Source organism: Photobacterium jeanii, assembly GCF_001650345.1.
Lineage (GTDB): Bacteria > Pseudomonadota > Gammaproteobacteria > Enterobacterales > Vibrionaceae > Photobacterium > Photobacterium jeanii.
In genome coordinates this window covers 338,668-356,268 of the sequence record NZ_LVHF01000028.1, presented here as the reverse complement: position 1 = coordinate 356,268, position 17,601 = coordinate 338,668, and the positions used below count along the sequence as shown (strand labels likewise).

Sequence of the window (17,601 nt, the reverse complement as noted above, 5' to 3'; positions counted from 1 at the left end):
AAGTACTTACTTAATAATTTTAATTTGGTTACAGGATACACACAAACAGGACGCCATTCTATAAAAAATATAAACGCGTCCTGAAAAGTTATAAAATTTGTGATTCTCCTTCATTTTCATTTTTCGGTCATAAAAGATGAAGCGCTTTTATTTGAGCCAATAACGACTCATTACTCTTATAAGGCCGTCAATTAGCCGCTTAAATGCTCATGATTACATCTGATTTAACATTTTCTTAATTGCTCAATTAAGAAGCAATTATGACTATCGTCATAGAGTGTTCAAACTACTGAAACATCACTGTCATAAAACTCTCCTAATCTTTGCCTCGTTCATACAAACCCAATTGGCAATATCGCCATCATGTAAAGGACCAGGAAAATGAAAACAAAGGTTATCGGTGCACTAGCTCTTGCAGGTTCAATGGCTTTCAACGTAGCTGCTGTTGCAAACGAAACAATCTCTGTTGTTGGCTCAAGCTCAGTAACACCGCTCATGGAAGTATTTGGTGAGACTTACAGCAAGGCAAACCCATCTGTGTTTGTTGAAGTACAAGGCCCAGGTTCATCAGCGGGTATCCGTGCTGCGAAAGACGGTTCTGCAGACCTAGGTATGAGTTCTCGTAACTTAAAAGATTCTGAAAAGTCAGCGGATCTAAAAGAAGTGGTTGTTGCTCGCGACGGTATCGCCGTTGTTGTTCACAACAGCAACCCAGTTAAAGATCTTGCTAAGGCTGATATTACTAAGATTTACAAAGGTGAAATCACTAACTGGAAACAAGTTGGCGGTGAAGACAAGCCAATCGTTGTTGTAACTCGTGACACAGCTTCTGGTACTCGTGGTGCTTTTGAAGACATCATGGGTCTTAAGAAAAAAATCAATGACATCAAAGTATCTGCTATCTCTCAGCGTGCACAAGTTGCTTCTGGTAACGGTCAGCTGAAAACAACCGTAGCAAACAACCCATTTGCTATCGGTTACATCTCACTAGGTACTGTTGATAACTCTCTAAAAGCCGTTTCTGTAGATGGTCATGCACCTTCTGTAGATACAATCAAATCTGGTGAATACAAGGTTCAGCGCCCATTCCTAGTGCTTTACCAAGCAACCAAAATCAAATCAGCGTCTAAGACTTTCCTAGATTGGACTCAAACCGATGAAGCACAACAGCTGGTAACAGGCAAAGGCTACATCGCAGTTAACTAAGATTCATTTTTTATAACGCTCGACGGTCAGCGTCGGGCGTTATTTTATGCCTCAATGTCAGCCATCAGTTTGGCTGGTAGTTGGAGTCGTTATTATGACCATCGCAAATATTGAAAAAACAACGAAAATAGCTTCGCTTCGCACTAAAAAAGCGATTGATTGGCGTGAGCTGTTCTTCAAAAACCTTTTTATGCTTAGCGCTGCGCTAGGTATTTTATCTCTTATTACCATTGGTTACTTTATCTTCCGTGAAGGCTTAGCGGCTTTCCAATTCGCAGGTATCTCAGGCATTGTACTTGGTACAGACTGGCTACCACCGGCGCTTTACGGTATTGCACCTATGATTGTGGCATCGCTGGTTTCAACAGCGGGTGCAGTCATTCTTGGGGTGCCAATTGGCGTGCTAACGGCTATTTTCATTGCAGAAGTCGCCCCTAAACGCCTATCTGATCTTATTCGTCCAATGATTGAGCTGCTAGCTGGTATTCCATCAGTGGTTTACGGCTTCTTTGGTCTCGTGATTATTGTTCCTCTAATCCAAGACGTGTTCTCGATTCCAGCTGGTAACACCGTGCTGGCGGGTATCATCGTACTGGCGGTGATGATTCTTCCAACGGTAATCACAGTGTCTGAAACGTCAATTCGGGCTGTTCCTCGCTCTTATAAAGAAGGTTCGCTCGCACTTGGCGCATCACAAATGTTCACCATCTTTAAGCTTCTCGTACCAGCAGCACGCTCAGGCATCATGACTGGTGTGATTCTGGGTATTGCTCGTGCTTTAGGTGAGACGATGGCCATCATCATGGTGATGGGTAACTCCCCGGCTATGCCTGAAGGGCTGCTCGATTCAGCACGTACCCTAACCGCGAACATCGCAATTGAAATGTCTTACGCGACCGGTGTTCACGCAAGTGCGCTTTACGCGACAGGTATTGTTCTTCTGGTATTTATCATGGTGTTGAACGCCGCGCTCCTTTACCTAAACCGTGAGCGTGCGAGGTAAGAATTATGGCTTTACAATCAACAAATCCAGCCGCGCAGCAGCTTAAAGATAAAATTTCACTGAGCGTAATTTGGCTGTCGGCAAGTATCACAGTGGGCTTTCTGCTATGGGTTGTGTGGTACATCCTAAGCAATGGTCTTTCTTATGTAGATTGGTCTTTCATTTCGTCTAACTACACCACCATTGGTCAAGAGTCAGGTATCTGGCCAATGATTGTGTCAACCTTATACATGGTTGCCGCATCCATCGCTGTCGCAGCGCCGCTCGGCATTATGACCGCGATTTACCTAACAGAATACGCAAAAGTGGGCAGCAAGCTGGTGAAAGTGATCCGCTTCTGTACCGAGTCTCTAGCGGGTATCCCATCGATCATTTACGGTCTATTCGGTATGACCTTCTTCGTTGTGGTACTAGGTTTTGGTTACTCGATTCTGTCTGGTGCCCTAACCCTGAGTATTCTTATTCTGCCTGTAATTATCCGTACCACGGAAGAAGCGTTAATGGCAGTACCTCAGACTTACCGTGAAGGTTCTTACGGTCTGGGCGCTTCAAAAATTTACACCATTTGGAGACTTATCTTACCGAGCGCGATGCCTGGTATCGTAACCTCCATCATCCTCAGCGTTGGTCGTGTTATTGGTGAATCAGCACCTGTATTCATGACAGCAGGTATGGTTGCGCGTGTGCCAGAGAGTGTTTTTGACTCTGGTCGTACCCTAACCGTTCACCTGTACAAGTTGACGCAAGAGCTCTACACCATCCACGAATGGCAACAAGCCTATGCAACGGCAACCATTCTTATCGTAGTAGTGCTCATCATCAACTTGGTTACAAAACTGATTGCCAACCGTTTCAATACAGCGACTTACTAATTTTTGAGGAAGAAAACAATGAACAAATTTGATATCCAAGACCTAGATCTATACTACGGCTCAAACCAAGCACTGAAGAAAATTAACCTGCCAATTCCGAATCGTCAGGTAACGGCGCTGATCGGTCCATCTGGCTGTGGTAAATCAACCCTACTACGTTGTTTGAACCGCATGAACGACCTGATTGAAGGCGTGAAGATTGACGGTAACTTGAGCATGGATGGCGAGAACGTTTACGGCAATATCGATGTTGCTCAATTACGTATCAAAGTGGGTATGGTATTCCAAAAGCCAAACCCGTTCCCAATGAGCATTTACGAAAACGTCGCTTACGGTCTGCGCGCCCAAGGCATCAAAGATAAGAAAGAACTCGATAAAGTGGTTGAAAAATCACTACGTGGTGCGGCGTTGTGGGATGAAGTAAAAGATCGCCTGAAATCACACGCGTTTGGTCTTTCTGGTGGTCAGCAACAGCGTCTATGTATTGCTCGTACTATCGCGATGCAACCTGAAGTGATCCTGATGGATGAACCAACATCAGCGCTTGACCCAATCGCGACCAAGAAAATCGAAGACTTGATGGAAACCCTAAAGAAAGACTTCACCATCGTTATCGTCACCCACTCAATGCAGCAAGCTCGTCGTATTTCAGACCGCACAGCTTTCTTCCTTATGGGTGAGCTGGTTGAGCACGACGAAACACAAAAACTGTTCAACGAACCAAACGATGACCGTACTCGCGGTTATGTGAACGGTGACTTCGGTTAAGGGTTACCACTAATTAGAACGAGAAGGAATATTCTTTCTCAGTCGCCTTATTGAAACGAATAATAATAGCGATGGTACTATTGCCCCTTCCTTGGAAGGGGCTTTTTTTGTGCCCAGTTAACCTTAGTAACTTCACTTAGTAGACTTGGCTCTTAGTGTTATATTTACGACAGTCAACTCATCACTATCCTTCTCATTTTTGGAGGCAAAAATGGAAACAATCACATTTAATAACACGAGTTATAGTTACTACCCTGTCAGTTATTTACCAATGAGCAAAGCAGAATTTAATGCTTATTTTCGCTTTGCATTAGAAAATAAAGGCATCACTAAAATAGTCGCTTTTGATAATCAAGTTCATGGTTTTATGATGAGCAACACACTCTATATGAACAGCAATGAAACTAATGATATAAAACTTAATATATTAAAGTGCATAGCGAAATAAAACGCTTGCCAATATCAAACCAAATATTTCAGCTGCTGCTTACTCTGTCTCAAAGTTAAAGAAATGAATTATCGTAAGCCTCAGCTAGAAGTAACACAAACACTACTCTAATGGCGCTGACGCTTTCGATTACCTAAGATAGAACTAATTATATTCTTATCTTCCTCTGATAAATCAGCAGATAACGCAACAATCTTTGCCACAGGTTCAGATAGTGAAAGAAAGTACGTTGAAGGTACATTAAATAAGCGTACAGCTTTATCGATTACTTTGTCTGACGGGTGCTTCTTACCATTTTCAACCAGTGATAAATACGTTGGTGTAATTTCTAAATAATGTGCGCATATTTCGCTTTTCATTTTATGCTTTAATCGTAAAGCACGTATTTTGTACCCACTAACATTCGTCAAGATTGTTCACCAATAAACATGCAAGTCCATCGATAGTGTCTATCTCTTCAATCGCATTAAACGCTTCATCATTATATGAGCAGCCTTCACGTGCATAAGACAGGTAGAACTCACCCTCTTTCTCACTCAGAACCACATCTGAAAATATTGCACGTTGGCTGATTAAATCACCAAGCGCATCAATATCGCGACGCAGCTTGTCGACAATTAATATTTCAAAACTATAAATCATTTACTCTTCCTCATTAATATAAACTTGAGGTAGCAAAGGGATCCGCGACAAGATCTGCGCTTCATCTTCTCGATTAAGCTTGAAATGAAGAAACGAGCTTTCGAAGTTGGCGTCGTAACTGATCCGCTGGGCTATTCCAAGTGCTTTGCTATTATTGAATACAATCCAGTACTCAACTAAACCTTCAAGGTCATTAATAAACGTGGTTTCATACTTAATGATATATTTACCGAATGGAGTATCACATGGCTTGAAGCTAAGGTTTTCAGCAATATTGGTTAAATCTTGTGAGACATAATAAAGAAGAAAAGCTTTTGACTCTTCCGTTAGTTCATGTAAATCCGTCACACGTATCAACCCCATATTTAAACCTTTTAACTATTTTAATTTCATCTTTTTTATTCCTTAATATGGTCACGTTAATTTATCCATTATTCAACATTTTATTTTTGAAATGTTGATTTTCAAGTTTAATAACTATTATTGGCTTGATATATTCAACAATACTATTAATCTAACAATTCTGCTTTCAGCGTAGAAATACAAACATATAAACTATATTAAAATTTAAAGTAACCATTACTACACATTAATTAAACCGTTTAATTAGTTAATGTAAAAGATCATTTTTATTATTGATATAATCCTATTCGCAGTTACTATATTCACACTAAAAACGTCATTCATCTGACAATAAGATAGTAGTTTAAGTAGACACTTACCCTGCATTTATGCAGGGTCTTTTTAAATTACTGCTTCATGCACACTAGCCTTTTGAATAGTTCCGCTCCCCTTAACACGGTTCACTATTCACCATGCTCATGTTTTTCATGACGCACAATGATCGTCTCCCGACACTATCAACCCTTTACCTCTCTATCTTCATTTAAACGGTAATAGTGATGTCAAAAAAATTAGCGCATAATGCAGGGATCCGTTGGTTCAGCTGCCGAGTCTGTAAAATGAGCTGGACAGCTGCAACAGAAAACTGCTTTTCCACCTTGCAAGAGCGGTGTGAATGTGGACACCTCTGCACCCCATCCTCTTATAAGCACGTAAAAAACATTTACTACGATGCTTTCGGTCTCGTCTCTCATCACGAAATTTACGACCAAGCAAAATACGAAAAGAAATGTGATGAATGCCGAAAAGTACTTACAGTTCATACACTAGGAGTGTTATCAAACAAAGAATGTCTGTGCCGTGCATGTGCTTTCAAGAATAACTTCAAATTTGAAATAAAACTGATTGGTAACTTCTTCCACAATATCGACGACTTAACACATCTAAATGAAGCGCTCTGCGAGGTAGGTTGCGATGATGCCGATGTCAGACTTCGTTATGGCTATGCCTATTTATCCTTTGCTAGAAAAGGAAATAATTTTAAATCGACATTACTGAATGCAGTCAATCAAATTGAATCAATTGAAGGGTTAAAATGTATTGTTCGAGCATAGTTCATCTATTTAACCGAATTGATAGGTAAATAACACCAATTTCTAATTCAAGCACACAACACCTCACTTAAACAGATGAAAATATAAGGATCATTCTATGGCGATTTACCACGATAAATTTATAGAAGCGAAAGTTGTGCAGCAAGGAAAAGTCAGTTCTGGCGATATAATGGGCGCATTTCCACTCGATTTAAAACGCGCAAATGAAATCCTCAAATTCTATTCTGTTAAGAACACAGGCAGCATCGAATATTCTGATATCGAACATCTCTACAAACAAACCGATAGTTTTAGACCGCTTTACCATAATTGTGACCCAGACGAAGTCATCAAAGCTATTGGCTTGCTGTTCAAATAGAGTCATTCTTCTTAGTATCAAACGAAAAAGGTAGATACATTATTGCTGATGTACCTACCTTAAACACTTTAAAACAATGTCGTGTAATAACTACAGTGATGACGTTTCAAAGCCTGCGCCTTTCCACGCAAAGATGCCGCCTGGGTAACGGTACACATTGGTATAACCTAGTTTCACCGCCCAAGCTGCAGCATTATGGCTCCGGCTACATTTCACAAAACCACAGTAGAAGATTAGTGTTTTATTTTTGTCATTACCTAACAGCTTGGTGAAGTCCTCAATGCTTTTCTGATCTGTTAAAGCTGAATCCCACTCTGGCATATCAGGGATCGGAAACTCAAACTGTTCAGCACTTGGAATGTGTTCTTTCTTATAACTGTCTTTGAACGGCATCGCATCAACGATCAGGGCATCCGACGTTTGACCCATCAGCGTTTTTAAACCTTTGGTATCGATAAGTTGATAACCGCCAGCCACTGTCTCGTTATGAAGCTTAATTGCAACATGTTCGGTTTCCACTTCAGCCTTGAACTTACCACCAAACAAACCCGCATTGGCCGAAAACGGAAGAATAAATAGTGCACTGGCAAGAATAAAAATATTAAGCCAGAAGCTACGCCCTGTACGTGTGCTTGAGTGCCAAGTCACTTTATTTTTGGTCATGATCGTATCCTTTTGATAATGGGCTTTTGCCACTTCATACGCTTGATTTCAGCGCATGAGTGCGAGCCAAGCTATTGAAATAAAATAGTGCTGCTGACAGAAGAAGAACCAACAGCATAATGAAAAACTGTAACTGAAGCGTGCTATACACCTCTGACTGAACTGAACCCGGCAGGTAACAACCACAATCAAAATGTAAACCTTGATAAAGAGCCAGCCCCATCAGGGCGATATGCATACCAAACACGACCACGACAGGCAGTAATGATGTAATGCCTAAGCAGGCTGTAACCACACTAATGCCTAGAATGAGAGGGATCGCGAACGCTATTACTCCGCTATACATAACAGGAACAGCACCAGTATCACTCAATAGCAATCGAGTATGCTCAGTAAAGAAGATGCCTTTCACTGTCAGCGCGGCAGCACATAGCAATACAAAAGAAGTAACAAATAGATGAAGCTTGCCTCTCGTTTTCATAACAGGCTCTCTTTTGTGTTTTCACTTATAAAGGCGCTTTGTCCTGCCGCTACAAGTAAATAAAATTTATACGTGAACCTCAGCGATAAAAAATGCCGATTTAAATATAGGAATAATAAAATTAAGTTAAATGCTCATCATTGAGCGTAGAAGCGATAATCAATGCAACAGCAGCATGAATATCATAGTTATGATACTCACAAACAAAAATAGCAAATAAAACCTTATCTTACATATAGTTAAGATTTAAACCGTCGATTATCAACGGCGAAGCCATACTACCTTAGTAGCAAAATATAATCCTTGATAGAGGTATCGAAATCGGTCTACTCTTCGCGTTGTAATGTGACTTAGATTGCTATTTATCACAGATAATAATTAGCAGGAAAACTGCCCTATTAGCAGAATTTAATTAAATGGAGTAATAGCTGAATATAAGTTGAAAATTTAGCGCGGATTATTCATAAGCGGCTTTTTAGTAAAGCCGCTTAATTTTATTTAGGTGTACTAATTCAGGATAAATGCATCCCACTTAGAAGCGTATTAGCAACCGCCAGAGTCCCATTCAAACTGAGAGGTAAAAGGATTCCATTTTTGTTTCGCTTGGAAATGTACTTTTCGCCCGTCTGAATAAGTTCGGTAGCAATTACCATTAGTACACTTGGTGTTACAAGTGACAAAACCTGATTTAGCTTGTGGACGTGCAGGGTATGGATCGTAATTAGCGGAAGCCGTTTTCTTTGGTCTGGTCGCTGACTTTGTTTTTAGCAAGTCTGATTTTACGTAACCAAGTGTGTAATCACTTGGGTAATACACCTCAGTCCAGCCGTTTTGCGATCCTAAGCTATAGACCAGCTCATTTTTGGCGATACGTTTTAGCAGCTTGCTCGATGTCGTTGTTCCTGCAAATACTTCGGTGTTCGCTTTTGCAACGTTAAATTTGTTTAAACGACCAAGTGCATTATCAATATTTCCTTTAGCATAGTTATTACCCTGCTGAGCTGACTTAGCAAACCAATACGTCGCCCATGCATAGTTTTTCTTCACGCCACGACCATACTGATAGGCCAAACCTAAATTGTTCTGTGCACTGGCATGACCCGCGTTCGCCGCTTTTTTATACCAAGAAATGGCTTTGTCGTAATCACGCTTCGTACCTTCGCCATTGCTATACATCACGCCCAAGTTGTACTGAGCTGTAATATGCCCCTGTTTGGCCGCTTTGTTATACCATTGCAAGGCACGCACTTCATTTTTTGCATTGCCATCACCAAAAGCATAGCTGTTACCTAAGCTAAATTGCGCTTTGCTATCCCCTTGCTTCGCGGCTTTTTCGTACCAACGTACTGCAGTGTAGCGGTTTTTCTTCACACCTTGACCAAAGTAATAACGGTTACCCAAACCATACTGAGCTGAAGCGCTACCCTGTGCGGCGGCTTTCTTCCCCCAATAAATAGATTGCTTATAATCTTGCGGAACACCCTCACCTTCAGCATACATTATCGCTAAGTTAGCTTGTGCGGACATATAGCCTTGCTTAGCTGCTTTGCGATACCAATTAGCAGCTTGAGCAAAATCAGGTTCACCTACACGACCAAAATAGAACACATTACCTAAGTTGTATTGTGCTGCATCTTGGTTTTGCGCCGCCGCTTTTAAGTACCACTCATAAGCCTTTTTATGATCACGCTCTACACCTTTGCCCTCAGTGTATAAGTTGGCTAATGAATTCTGAGCGTTAGCTTCACCCTTCTCTGCGCCTTTTTGGAAATACGCCTTAGCTTTGCTGTAGTTACGTGCTACACCTGTACCATCTTGGTACATACGACCTAAATTATAAAAAGCAGTTTTGGAGCCAACATCAATAGCTTTTTTATACAAATCGATAGCTTTAGCGTAGTCTCGAGTCACACCTACACCATTTTGGTAAAAAATAGCGAGGTTATTGAGGGCAAAAGCATCACCTTTATCAGCCGCCTTTTGATACCACTCTGCAGCTTTGGCTTTGCTCTTGGTTAATCCTCTCGCACCAGTGCTGTAGTAGTAACCTAAGTTATACATACTTACAGGCTGCTCAAGTTCAGCCTCTAACATGGTAGTACGAACGCGCTTGTATTTATCTAAAAATTGGGTCGCTTGCGGGTATAGTTGCTTAGCCGCTTTGTCCATATAAGTGAAAGCCGCTTTGTAACTTCCTCGCTTAAACATTTCACGACCATATTGGTACTGCGCCTTTGCCAGACCACCATCAGCCGCTTTTTGTAACCAAGTTAAATTTTCATCCGACACTTGGTTGTAGTTATAACTAGCAACTTCGTACACGCCATACATGGCATCGATATTGCCCTCTTGTGCTAAGCCCAGCCAAATTTCCTGCGCTTTAGCACGATCCCCTTCTTGATACGCCTCCAGTCCGTCTTCATACGTGCTGGCACAGCCTGTTAATAACCCTGCCGAACAGATAGCTGCTAGCATCAACTGTTTTGAATAGTTTTTCATGTACCTAACCCTATAAAAAAGTGAGCACCTAAAATGAAATACTCACAAATACACGTGACTAATTAAGTTATTGGTTTATTTATAATTAGCTAAAACATTATAGGATTGATGAATGGCAAAACCATCCGTTTTGACAGTGTAAGCACTTATTTACCTTACCTTTTTTCCATAGCATGAACCGAGTCACGTTTTGCTTGTATTGGTAATTCGTTGAAAAAGCACTCAAACCTGAATCTTAACTTTGAACTGACATCACACTTTTCCTGCCATCTATACTTCGCCAGACTGAGTATGTACTCAATAACTGTCATTTAACTAAATCGCAGGAGTGACATTCATGCGTTTGCTGTGCATTTTCTTCCTACTCGTTTCTTCACTGAGCTGGAGCAATATCGCTCTCGCGCAAGAAGAAAAACCACAAGAAGAAACCGTTGTAACCACTACGCCAGTGGAAATTACTCAAATTGAAAAACTAACCGCTGAACTCACAGAGCTATTGAACGAATCTAAAACCACAAAAGGTTCAGCACAAAGCGTGGTGAGTTTGCAGCTGATCAACAAAAATGATGAATTGCGCGAGGTAATCGAAAATATCGTCGATGACACCGCGAGTCAGCGCGATCTTAAGGTGCAATACCACCAGCAGATCTTGGCGAAGGTAAAGGAACAAGTTGCCTTTGTTGATGAAGCGATTACTTTTCTAACCAAGAAAATTGCAGAAGATGAACTCAAGCTCGATGATATGCCTGACGAGCAAAAACTGCTGTTTCAAAAGAAAACTCAGGAAACACATAAGTTCTTACTGCGATTGCTTGATCAACAGCGCATCAACTATATCTGGTTAGAAAAGCTCGATGTCGATACCAGCAAACAGCAAGCTGAGCTCAAAGGTGTTATTGAGCATAAATTGGAGTTTTTATCAGCCTCGTTAAACTTCAATAGTCAGCAAGAACAAATGCTCAATAACCAGTTGAAATCAGCTGCCGAGAGCGAAAAAGGATCGTTGCAACTGATCCATATTCTTGCTGATCGTCAGGTAAAAGGGGATATCAGTAGCCTACAAGCACTGATCAAGCTTGGCGATAACATGAAGATCAACACTGCCGAATATAAAAAGCAGTTGTTTGAACAAACCGGTAATGTCACCAATGACCTACTTAACATTGCCGTCATTGTGTCGATTGCCAAAAACAACCTCGAAAACATCACCTCTTGGTTAGGTGATAACGCGCCACAATTAGCCTTTAAGCTACTGATTTTCATCGTCATCATTGCCCTATTCCGAGTATTGAAAAATGTCACGCGCAAAATGGTACGTAAAGCAGTAGGCGCTCCGAATCTACGCATGTCGCAATTAATGCAAGACTTCTTTATTTCGATGTCGGGTAAAGGGGTCTTTTGTATTGGTTTGCTAATTGCGTTGTCACAAATCGGCTTGGATCTAACCCCTATCCTAACGGGTTTTGGGGTTGCTGGTGTGATCATTGGTTTCGCTTTGCAAGACACCTTATCTAACTTTGCCTCAGGCATGATGCTGCTGATCTACCGTCCGTTTGATGTAGGTGATTTTGTCGAAGCTGGCGGCGTATCAGGCAAGGTAAGCCACATGAGCCTGGTTAGCACCACAATCAAAACTTTTGATAACCAAATCCTGATCGTGCCGAACAGCAAGATTTGGGGCGATACCATTAAGAACGTGACCCATGAGCGAGTACGTCGAGTCGATATGGTATTTGGCATAGGTTATAGCGATGATTTAGATCTGGCAGAAAAAGTGTTCAACGACATTATCGATGAGCACCCTATGGTACTTCGCCAGCCAGAGAAAACCATCAAGCTCCATACTCTCAATACCTCTTCGGTGGATTATATCGTTCGCCCTTGGGTGAAAACTGAAGACTACTGGGATGTATATTGGGATGTCACACGTGAAGTAAAACGCCGCTTTGATGAGGTAGGTCTATCGATTCCATTCCCTCAGCAAGATGTGCACCTTCACATGGCTCAAGAGCAGGCAATTGCACTGAACCAAAGCAAAAAAAAGTAATCAAATGACCCAGTTAAGCTTATGAACAATGTAAAATTGACGTAAAGCTTACACATTTTTAGGCTTTGGATATTGCTCGTTTCACGGCATCGGTGATAAAACATTTAGCAACGTGTTGTTCTAAACTTTATCTAGCTTAGGTTCAACATAAACCTATATAATGATCAAATACCAAAGCCTTTCGGCCATTACTGATTGGGGAAACCAACTATGAAAAAGCGTTTATTAGCGACTCTTGCTATTCCAGCAATGCTTGCTGCATGCGCTAGCAGCAATACTGCACAGGTAGCAACAGAACAAGTGCTAACTAACAACAACTGGGTACTAACTCAAGTTGATAGCGAAGCATTGTCACTACCAGAGCAAATGCCAGCACCAAACCTAGAACTAGGTGCTGATATGAACGCTAATGGTTTTGCTGGCTGTAACCGTTACTTCGGTCAAGCTGAAGTAAAAGAAGGCAAAGTGCGCATCGACAAAATGGGCATGACCATGATGGCATGTTCTGAGCCAGAAATGCAGCTAGAAAACACCTTCGCTAAAACACTAAGCGTATGGAGTGAAGCAAGCATTCAAGGTGATGAGCTAGTACTTAAAGGTGCTGAGCACACACTAACTTTCGTACGTAAAGCAAAGTAATTCACATCTAGTTAGTAATGACGTTTAAACATTAAAAGCGAAGCCCGCGTTCCAGATAACGCATACAGGCTTCGCTTTTTTTATTACCCTTTTTCTGTCACACAAAGACACTAACAGAAAGGCACTAACACAAAGTCATTAATTCAGGTTTTGGATTCGGTAAAACGCTGATGGCACGCACCGTATTTCTGCCTGCTGACTTAGCTTGGTACAACGCCGAATCAGCAAGATTAAACAAAGTATCTGGGGTGTGATTTTCTAGTTTACAGCCTGAAACGACACCAACAGAAATAGTCACAATTTTCGCGTGCTCTGCGCTCTTATGCTCAATGGCAAGCCGCTCGATCGCTACTTTACACTGCCGAGCAACCACTTCACCGTTATTGGTATTAGGCAGCAAAATAGCAAACTCCTCACCGCCTATACGGGCAATATGATCAGCAGGACGCTTTAAAATACGCTCAAGCTCTGTCGCCACTAAACGTAAGCAACGATCCCCTGCTTGATGGCCATAAGTATCGTTAAACGCCTTAAAGGCATCGATATCCAACACCAATAAAGCTAATGGCTTTTTCTCCCGCTTTGCCCGCAAAAACTCTTGCTGGAAATATTCGTCAAAGTAGCGGCGATTAGCGATCCCCGTTAGCGCATCGGTTTTCGTCAATCGCTCCAACTTTTCATTGGCTTCATTGAGTTGTATGTTTTTCTCATCCAACGCATTTTGGGTCTGCTGATTTTTCTTTGCGGCGACAAAAGCTAACCAACTTGATAAACCAAAAAATAGGTTTCCCGCTACAAATACCCAAAACGGTGTTTGAGTGCGACGCTCGGAAAAATACAGCTCTGACGGTGTCGCTTCTAATACCCAGCGACGTCCACCTAAATCCATTACTGAGCGGGTATAACGGTATTGCGGCAATAATGACTGCTGCGCTTCACCTTCTATTTGCCGCGCGAATAACAAAGTACGTTTGGCAGGTATCGTGGTATCCCAAAGATTAAGGGCTAACTCTGTATTTTCGCCACCGCGATATATTGAAGAAAATATCGACGAAAGATCAAATACCCCTAATATAAAACCTTTTAAATTCAATTCGTTTTTAGGTTGTGCAAGGTCTTGATATACAGGCAATAACGCAAGTACACCAATATCATTATTTTCTGACTGGACTAACTTCACACCCTCAGATATTTCCATATTGCCACTTTCAATCGCACGGTACATCACCTCACGACGCTGGGCATTTGAACTCATATCGTACCCAAGCGCAGCCCGATTGCCTTCAAGTGGTTCTAAATAGTAAACCGGATAGTAATACTCACGAATAGAAGCTGGCACCATAATGCCTGATGCCAAGCGCTCCGTGATGCTAAATTGAGGATAGTTGCGCTTACCTTGCTGCTCGTACGCGCTTCTTTCTTGGTGTGCGACTTTGGGTATCCACTCTAATGCTTTCACCTTGTTATGGCGGCTAAGAATGAACGCCGAATTATTGGCAAAGGCGCTGGCGGTGAGAATTTCATTATTATCAAAGTGAGACTTTAGCGCGTAGACTCCCTCGAGATGAAATTGTAATCCTTTATAATACGATAAAGCCTTGTCGTTCACTTCATCTTGAAATTCACGCTCAATATTCTTTGTTTCAACCTGATAAAACAACCAAAAGAAGACACTGGATAATACAACACCAACAATTGTAGAAATAACGGTAATGTAGTAGAGGCGACGTCCCATTGGATTCCTTTCCAATTATTTTTGTACCTCTATTGTTAGAGCAAAATCAGTCAATTACCAGTCTGCAATGCCATTATTTTACTCTCATCAACAGTTTTTATTATTCACCTTAAAAATCATGCTATTTATCCATTATTTGTCGCCATCTTCCTGCAAATAGAAAAGACGCTTATCAAGCGCCTTTGTAAGAAAATATAAACCGTGATTTACACCTTATTCAGTCTCGGTTATTTATACCGCCTTCGCCTGCCATTGCTTCCTTAACTGCTTGGCAGCTTTCACTAAATTCGTTAATGCCGCTTCCGTTTCTTGCCAGTTACGCGTCTTCAAACCACAGTCTGGGTTAATCCATAAACGCTCAGCCGGGATCAAACCTTCTGCTTTCTCAATCAAGTGAACAATCTGTTCAACCGAAGGGATGTTTGGCGAGTGAATGTCGTACACACCAGGACCAATTTCATTCGGATACGCGAACTCTTCAAATGCTTTTAGTAGCTCCATATCTGAGCGCGAAGTCTCAATGGTGATCACATCCGCATCCAAGGCTGCCACTGACTCAATGATGTGGTTAAACTCGCTGTAACACATGTGAGTGTGAATCTGTGTTGCAGGCTCTGCACTTGCGGCGGAAATCTTAAAGGCATTCACAGCCCAATCAAGATACGCTTGCCATTGGCTCGCTTTTAGCGGTAACCCTTCACGAATAGCTGGCTCATCAATTTGAATGATGTTGATACCCGCTTGTTGAAGATCTGCCACCTCATCACGTAGTGCCAATGCAATTTGGTTAGCAATTTGCTCGCGAGTTATATCTTCGCGCGGGAAGGTCCAGCCAAGGATCGTTACAGGGCCTGTCAGCATCCCTTTCACGGGTTTATCTGTCAGTGATTGCGCATACGTCGCCCACTCTACTGTCATTGGTTTAGCACGGTAAATATCTGATACCACCACCGCAGGTTTCACACAACGTGAACCATAGCTCTGTACCCAACCAAAGCGAGTCACCGCAAAGCCTTCAAGCAGTTCGGCAAAGTATTCCACCATGTCGTTACGTTCGGCTTCACCGTGTACGAATACATCGAGATCCAGTGCTTCCTGACGGGTAATCGCATCGGCAATATGAGCTTTCAGTGCTGCTGTGTAATCGACTTCGTTTAAACGACCCGCTTTAAAATCACGGCGCTGAGTACGAATTTCGTTAGTTTGCGGGAATGAGCCAATGGTAGTGGTTGGCAATAGTGGCAATCCTAGCGCTGCACGTTGCTGACGAGCACGTTCCGCATATGGTGCTTTACGCTCAGCCAAAGCGGCAGTAATAGCATTAGTACGTTGGCGAACTTCAGCATTATTAACACGCTCGCTGGTAGCACGTGCTTTAATTGGCGCACTGTATTTTTCACACTCAAGTACTGCCAGCTTATCGCCATCAAGCGCACGCGCTACTAGCGTTACCTCACGACATTTTTGCTTAGCGAAAGACAACCATTGACGCACTTCCGGATCGATATCTGTCTCTAACTCCAAATCAATGGGGCTGTGCAGTAATGAACATGACGATGCTACCCATAAACGCTCACCTAGTTTGGCTTTCACTGGCGCAAGGCGTTCTAGTTGAACAACAAGATCGGCGCGCCATACGTTACGGCCATTAATGACACCGGCTGACAATACCCAGTGCTGCGGCAATTGTGCGACCACTTGCTCTAATTGTTCTGGTGAAGCTGATAAGTCAAGGTGAAGACCATCCACATCCAGCGCCACAATTTTATCAAGGTGATGGGTAATGTTATCGAAGTACGTCGTTAGCAGTAGCTTCACATCACTTTTCAGCACTTGGTATGCCAATTTAAAGGAGTCTGCCCACTCTTTTGGTAATTCCAGCGCAAGAACCGGTTCATCAATTTGCACCCACTCAACACCGAGCGCTGCTAACTTAGTCAGAATTTGTTGGTATGCCGTTAGCAAACGCGGCAACAGCGTGAGTCGGTCAAAGTCGTCTTGTTTTTCTTTCCCTAGCCATAGGTACGAAACTGGACCTAACAACACGGGTTTGACATCGTGACCCGCTTTTTTCGCTTCCGCCACTTCTTCAAACAGTTGTAGCCAACTAACGTTGAACTCATCATCTTTGGTAAATTCCGGCACAATGTAGTGGTAGTTAGTGTTGAACCACTTCGTCATGTCAGATGCTGCACACGCACAACCTGTTGGTGCTTTACCACGACCGACACGGAACAGCGTATCAAGATCAGGGAAGCCATTATTGTGGCGTTGTGGGATGTGACCAAGCAGCATGCTGGTGTTAAGAACATGGTCGTACCATGCAAAATCACCCACAGAAACGTAATCAAGCCCTGCGCCAATTTGATCTTGCCAGTGGCGATGACGTAAGTGGCTACCCACTTCTTTTAATTCGTTTTGATCAATCTCGCCACGCCAATACTTTTCCAAAGCAAATTTGAGTTCGCGCTGAGCGCCAATACGTGGGTAACCCAGAATGTGAGTTACTGTTTTTGAATCCGCTGATACTTGAGTTTGTGCTGCTGTCACATTTGAGTCCGTCGTCATTTTTCTAACTCCTTCAGAAGTCTGGATGGCTAAACAATGACGGATTTGATTATTTTCAACAATCGCAAATCGTTCACATTGAACATGAGGAAAATTCATAATCAACCAAACTCATATTAGCTCAGCTTACATTCATACCAGCAATCAATAGACGTCTAGATGTTTACACTGCCACAAAATGCAGGTAGATTGAATTTTATGAATTTATTCAAATG

17 protein-coding genes are annotated in these 17,601 nt (G+C 42.2%); 9 read left to right on the top strand and 8 right to left on the bottom strand.

The genetic code is table 11. From position 1 onward, the window contains the following. Positions 1–381: 381 nt before the first annotated feature. The 5 genes from A3K86_RS14565 to A3K86_RS14545 all read left to right on the top strand — a co-directional run bounded on the left by A3K86_RS14565 (position 382) and on the right by A3K86_RS14545 (position 4,297). Complete coding sequence (locus A3K86_RS14565; protein WP_068332439.1) at positions 382–1,206, top strand: phosphate ABC transporter substrate-binding protein; 825 nt, start codon at positions 382–384, stop codon at positions 1,204–1,206. A 94-nt stretch (positions 1,207–1,300) separates the two neighbouring features. Then, positions 1,301–2,209 (top strand): phosphate ABC transporter permease subunit PstC, encoded by a 909-nt coding sequence (gene pstC / locus A3K86_RS14560; protein WP_068332435.1) that lies wholly within the window; start codon positions 1,301–1,303, stop codon positions 2,207–2,209. A 5-nt stretch (positions 2,210–2,214) separates the two neighbouring features. After that, complete coding sequence (gene pstA / locus A3K86_RS14555) at positions 2,215–3,081, top strand: phosphate ABC transporter permease PstA (protein WP_068332432.1); 867 nt, start codon at positions 2,215–2,217, stop codon at positions 3,079–3,081. A gap of 18 nt (positions 3,082–3,099) precedes the next feature. Then, entirely contained in the window at positions 3,100–3,849 is a 750-nt protein-coding gene (gene pstB, locus A3K86_RS14550; RefSeq protein ID WP_068332429.1) for a phosphate ABC transporter ATP-binding protein PstB, read from the top strand. Between the two features lie 211 nt (positions 3,850–4,060). Then, the gene (locus A3K86_RS14545; protein ID WP_068332426.1) at positions 4,061–4,297 is read left to right on the top strand and encodes a hypothetical protein; all 237 of its coding nucleotides are present in this window, start codon (positions 4,061–4,063) and stop codon (positions 4,295–4,297) included. A gap of 107 nt (positions 4,298–4,404) precedes the next feature. On the opposite strand, the gene A3K86_RS14540 is transcribed toward A3K86_RS14545, so the two are convergent. From A3K86_RS14540 to A3K86_RS14530, 3 genes are read right to left on the bottom strand one after another with little or no spacing between them, the layout of a single operon-like run. Beyond that, the gene (locus tag A3K86_RS14540; protein ID WP_269747615.1) at positions 4,405–4,707 is read right to left on the bottom strand and encodes a helix-turn-helix domain-containing protein; all 303 of its coding nucleotides are present in this window, start codon (positions 4,705–4,707) and stop codon (positions 4,405–4,407) included. Then, on the bottom strand, positions 4,694–4,939 hold the full coding sequence (locus tag A3K86_RS14535) for a hypothetical protein (protein ID WP_068332420.1): 246 nt from the start codon (positions 4,937–4,939) through the stop codon (positions 4,694–4,696). Before A3K86_RS14535 ends, A3K86_RS14540 begins: the two co-directional genes overlap by 14 nt. Continuing rightward, positions 4,940–5,302 carry a hypothetical protein gene (locus tag A3K86_RS14530; RefSeq protein WP_068332417.1) on the bottom strand — a complete coding sequence of 121 codons (363 nt, stop codon included), beginning with the start codon at positions 5,300–5,302 and terminating at the stop codon, positions 4,940–4,942. 539 nt (positions 5,303–5,841) lie between these two features. Here A3K86_RS14530 and A3K86_RS14525 point away from each other — a divergent pair. After that, positions 5,842–6,396 (top strand): hypothetical protein, encoded by a 555-nt coding sequence (locus tag A3K86_RS14525; protein ID WP_146145610.1) that lies wholly within the window; start codon positions 5,842–5,844, stop codon positions 6,394–6,396. A 97-nt stretch (positions 6,397–6,493) separates the two neighbouring features. Further along, entirely contained in the window at positions 6,494–6,754 is a 261-nt protein-coding gene (locus A3K86_RS14520) for a hypothetical protein (protein WP_068332411.1), read from the top strand. Between the two features lie 90 nt (positions 6,755–6,844). Here the strand turns inward: A3K86_RS14520 and A3K86_RS14515 are convergent, their stop codons facing one another. The 3 genes from A3K86_RS14515 to A3K86_RS14505 all read right to left on the bottom strand — a co-directional run bounded on the left by A3K86_RS14515 (position 6,845) and on the right by A3K86_RS14505 (position 10,397). Then, complete coding sequence (locus A3K86_RS14515; protein WP_068332403.1) at positions 6,845–7,417, bottom strand: rhodanese-like domain-containing protein; 573 nt, start codon at positions 7,415–7,417, stop codon at positions 6,845–6,847. Between the two features lie 34 nt (positions 7,418–7,451). Next, positions 7,452–7,898, bottom strand: coding sequence for a MauE/DoxX family redox-associated membrane protein (locus A3K86_RS14510; RefSeq protein ID WP_068332402.1), 447 nt, complete (start codon positions 7,896–7,898; stop codon positions 7,452–7,454). A 543-nt stretch (positions 7,899–8,441) separates the two neighbouring features. Continuing rightward, positions 8,442–10,397 (bottom strand): tetratricopeptide repeat protein, encoded by a 1,956-nt coding sequence (locus tag A3K86_RS14505; RefSeq protein WP_068332399.1) that lies wholly within the window; start codon positions 10,395–10,397, stop codon positions 8,442–8,444. A 337-nt stretch (positions 10,398–10,734) separates the two neighbouring features. Between A3K86_RS14505 and A3K86_RS14500 the strand changes: the two genes are divergently transcribed. Together A3K86_RS14500 and A3K86_RS14495 are read left to right on the top strand one after the other, a co-directional pair. Beyond that, positions 10,735–12,444, top strand: coding sequence for a mechanosensitive ion channel family protein (locus A3K86_RS14500; protein WP_068332396.1), 1,710 nt, complete (start codon positions 10,735–10,737; stop codon positions 12,442–12,444). A gap of 210 nt (positions 12,445–12,654) precedes the next feature. Then, entirely contained in the window at positions 12,655–13,083 is a 429-nt protein-coding gene (locus tag A3K86_RS14495; protein WP_068332389.1) for an META domain-containing protein, read from the top strand. A 124-nt stretch (positions 13,084–13,207) separates the two neighbouring features. On the opposite strand, the gene A3K86_RS14490 is transcribed toward A3K86_RS14495, so the two are convergent. Next, a complete protein-coding gene (locus A3K86_RS14490; RefSeq protein ID WP_068332386.1) occupies positions 13,208–14,818 on the bottom strand; it encodes a CHASE domain-containing protein in 1,611 nt (536 codons plus the stop codon). Positions 14,819–15,049: 231 nt separating this feature from the next. After that, entirely contained in the window at positions 15,050–17,386 is a 2,337-nt protein-coding gene (gene metE / locus A3K86_RS14485) for a 5-methyltetrahydropteroyltriglutamate--homocysteine S-methyltransferase (protein ID WP_068332383.1), read from the bottom strand. Positions 17,387–17,601: the final 215 nt, after the last annotated feature.

Excerpts from the sequence above, each read along its gene's own strand:
- A3K86_RS14565 (WP_068332439.1), top strand. The coding sequence starts at position 382 with ATGAAAACAAAGGTTATCGGTGCACTAGCTCTTGCAGGTTCAATGGCT.
- pstC (WP_068332435.1), top strand. The coding sequence starts at position 1,301 with ATGACCATCGCAAATATTGAAAAAACAACGAAAATAGCTTCGCTTCGC.
- pstA (WP_068332432.1), top strand. The coding sequence starts at position 2,215 with ATGGCTTTACAATCAACAAATCCAGCCGCGCAGCAGCTTAAAGATAAA.
- pstB (WP_068332429.1), top strand. The coding sequence starts at position 3,100 with ATGAACAAATTTGATATCCAAGACCTAGATCTATACTACGGCTCAAAC.
- A3K86_RS14545 (WP_068332426.1), top strand. The coding sequence starts at position 4,061 with ATGGAAACAATCACATTTAATAACACGAGTTATAGTTACTACCCTGTC.
- A3K86_RS14535 (WP_068332420.1), bottom strand. The coding sequence starts at position 4,939 with ATGATTTATAGTTTTGAAATATTAATTGTCGACAAGCTGCGTCGCGAT.
- A3K86_RS14530 (WP_068332417.1), bottom strand. The coding sequence starts at position 5,302 with ATGGGGTTGATACGTGTGACGGATTTACATGAACTAACGGAAGAGTCA.
- A3K86_RS14525 (WP_146145610.1), top strand. The coding sequence starts at position 5,842 with ATGTCAAAAAAATTAGCGCATAATGCAGGGATCCGTTGGTTCAGCTGC.
- A3K86_RS14520 (WP_068332411.1), top strand. The coding sequence starts at position 6,494 with ATGGCGATTTACCACGATAAATTTATAGAAGCGAAAGTTGTGCAGCAA.
- A3K86_RS14515 (WP_068332403.1), bottom strand. The coding sequence starts at position 7,417 with ATGACCAAAAATAAAGTGACTTGGCACTCAAGCACACGTACAGGGCGT.
- A3K86_RS14510 (WP_068332402.1), bottom strand. The coding sequence starts at position 7,898 with ATGAAAACGAGAGGCAAGCTTCATCTATTTGTTACTTCTTTTGTATTG.
- A3K86_RS14505 (WP_068332399.1), bottom strand. The coding sequence starts at position 10,397 with ATGAAAAACTATTCAAAACAGTTGATGCTAGCAGCTATCTGTTCGGCA.
- A3K86_RS14500 (WP_068332396.1), top strand. The coding sequence starts at position 10,735 with ATGCGTTTGCTGTGCATTTTCTTCCTACTCGTTTCTTCACTGAGCTGG.
- A3K86_RS14495 (WP_068332389.1), top strand. The coding sequence starts at position 12,655 with ATGAAAAAGCGTTTATTAGCGACTCTTGCTATTCCAGCAATGCTTGCT.
- A3K86_RS14490 (WP_068332386.1), bottom strand. The coding sequence starts at position 14,818 with ATGGGACGTCGCCTCTACTACATTACCGTTATTTCTACAATTGTTGGT.
- metE (WP_068332383.1), bottom strand. The coding sequence starts at position 17,386 with ATGACGACGGACTCAAATGTGACAGCAGCACAAACTCAAGTATCAGCG.